Here is a 2,505-nt window from a genome sequence, read left to right as displayed (position 1 = left end):
GTCTACGACATCGTCCCCACCTGGGGCCCGTACCCCGGCGTCACCGAGGCACTGAACCGCCTGGCCGAGGCGGTCCCGCTGGTGATCATCACGAACAGCGACACCGCGCACGCCGAGCGCCTCGCCGAGAACCTCCAGGCCCCGTTCAAACGCGTGATCAGCGCCGAGGAGATGGGCGTCTACAAGCCCCGGCTCGCTGCGTTCGAGTACCTGCTCGACAAGCTCGATGCGACGCCCGACGAGCTCGTCCACGTCTCCGCGAGCCCGATGTACGACCACCGCTCGGCGGCCGTCATGGGCATCGAGCGCAAGGTGTATGTCGACCGCGGCTTCGAGGAGGACGAGCACTGGCTCGGCTACGAGCGGATCACCGACATCGCAGACCTGCCCGTCCTGTTCGGCCTGCCGCGTCCTTAATAGAGGATGCCCCGCCTACCCGGCATCCCACGTAGGCGTCGAACGCGAACGAGACCCAGGGCCGAGTGCCCCGGGCGGCCCCGGACCGGCTCGCTCGTCGGCGCGCTCCGCGAGCTCAGCCCCGCGGCCCGGCTGCTCGCGGTGAACCAGGCGGGCATCAACCTCGGGTTTTTCATGGTGCTGCCCTACCTCGCCGCCTACCTCACCGACGGGCTGGGCATGGCCGCCGCCACGGTGGGCATGGTGCTGGGCGCCCGGACCCTCAGCCAGCAGGGCCTCTTCCTGCCCAGCGGCGCGCTGGTCGACCGTGTGGGGCCGTGGCCCTCGATCGTCGCCGGGTGCGGTCTGCGCGTGGTCGCCTTCGGGATGCTCGGCGTGCTCAGGGACCCGGTTTCGGTCGTGGTCTCGGTCCTCCTGATCGGTGTCGCCGGCGCGCTGTTCACCCCGGCCGTGCGCAAGTACCTGGCGCTTGAGTCGCCGGAGCGGCGGGCAGAGAATTTCGCGGCCTTCGAGGTCTTGGGCAACGTCGGCGCGCTCCTGGGGCCGGTGCTCGGTGCCGGGGCCCTGATCCTCGCCGACTTCCAGACCGTCTGCCTGGTCGCCGGGGCAGTGTTCGCAATGCTCACCGTGGCGCAGTTCGCGGTGCTTCCGCGCGCGCACCGTGTCGCGTCACCGGCGCCCGTCCTCGTGAGCGTGCGTCGGGTGCTCACCGACCGCCTCCTCGGAACCCAGGTCCTGGCGTGCTCGGCCTACTTCGCCCTGTTCAACCAGCTGTATCTGGCACTCCCGATCGAGGCCAAGCGCGTCACGGGTCGGCCCGAATCCATCGCCGGTGTGTTCCTCGTCTCCTGCGCCCTCGGCATCCTGCTTCAGGTGAGAGTCACGGCCCTGTGCCGTCGTTGGTGGACGGCCGCCCAGGCGACCGTCGCAGGCCTTGCCGTCATGGCGATGTCGTTCGTGCCGCTGTTGGCCACCACTGGCTTCCTCCCGGACCAGCACCGGGCGCTCCCGCTGTCGCAGGTCATGCCGCATGCCTGGCCCCTACTGCTGACGACCGTCCTGTTCTCACTCGGCGTTGCCATGGTGACACCCTTCATCGTCGTCCTGCTCGCCGACGCGGTCGGCGACGCTCTACTAGGGACCGCGTACGGCTGGTACTTCCTGGTCTCCGCCTTGGCCGCGACGGCCGTCGCCACGGCATCGGGAGCGCTCTTGGACCTCGGTGGCACCTCCGGGCGTACCTTGTCGTTTGCGCTGCTGGTTACCGTCGGCATAACCGGCGCCCTCGGACTCCGCGCTGTGGACCGTCGTCGCCAACACAGGCGTGACGGCCCGCCGCAGCGTTAGGTCGTGCGGACCAGCGACGAAAACGGTCAGCCAGCCATCCACGAACCAGCCCACGCCCCAAGAGACGCAGCGATCGAGCCCGCTACCGTGGCGCTGCGGCGCGATCAACGGTTCGCCCCGTTCGCGCCGCCGGCGACTTGGGATTGAACCCTCGATCGTGCCTAGGGACTCGGTCCGGCACGCCATGCCACGACTGCCTGGCTGGACCTGCCAACAGGGCAGCTGATCCGGCGCTGCGCGAAGTCCCGATCCGGCCAATTCGTCACGTCGACGTCAACAAGAGCTCGGCGTCATGCGTTGTGATGGCGGTGGCGGTTTGCCGGCCGCGACATGCTCGAACGAAGACGGCCGAAGGCCGCGACTTGGGTCGGGTACGACAACGTGCACTTCGCCATTGACGACCACGCTCTGTCTTGCCTACGCCGAGATCCACCCCGACAAGACCTCCGCCATCTGCGCCGTCGAGGGGTCGGGCGGGCGTATCGCTAGACGGTATGCCGTGACCGCTTGCGGCTGAGTGGTTGCGGGCCGGGGCCTCACGCGCACAGATTCGTGGGTTGCTGGACAAGTGCCCTTGCCCGGCCTATCCGACATGTGTGGGAGGCCCCGGTGTTTTCTGAGCGTACGAGTGTGGGACTGGATGTGCACGCACGGTCGGTCGTCGCGGCGGCGATCGACGGGGTGACAGGTGAGGTGTTCCGGGCCAGGCTGACGCCTGCCTTCGAGGACGTGCGGACGTGC

At 68.9% G+C, this 2,505-nt stretch carries 2 protein-coding genes; both read left to right on the top strand.

All coding sequences use genetic code 11. The features are described from left to right. A partial coding sequence (locus AC1DWP_RS19375; protein WP_477616125.1) for an HAD family hydrolase occupies window positions 1-417 on the top strand: 417 nt, incomplete at its 5' end. A 141-nt stretch (window positions 418-558) separates the two neighbouring features. Further along, on the top strand, window positions 559-1,764 hold the full coding sequence (locus AC1DWP_RS19370) for an MFS transporter (RefSeq protein ID WP_477616124.1): 1,206 nt from the start codon (window positions 559-561) through the stop codon (window positions 1,762-1,764). The last annotated feature ends 741 nt before the right edge of the window (window positions 1,765-2,505 follow it).

This window comes from Pedococcus sp. P2_F6, assembly GCF_056403675.1.
The sequence above is the reverse complement of the archived record's forward strand: the minus strand, read 5'-3'. Positions and strand labels throughout refer to the sequence as shown.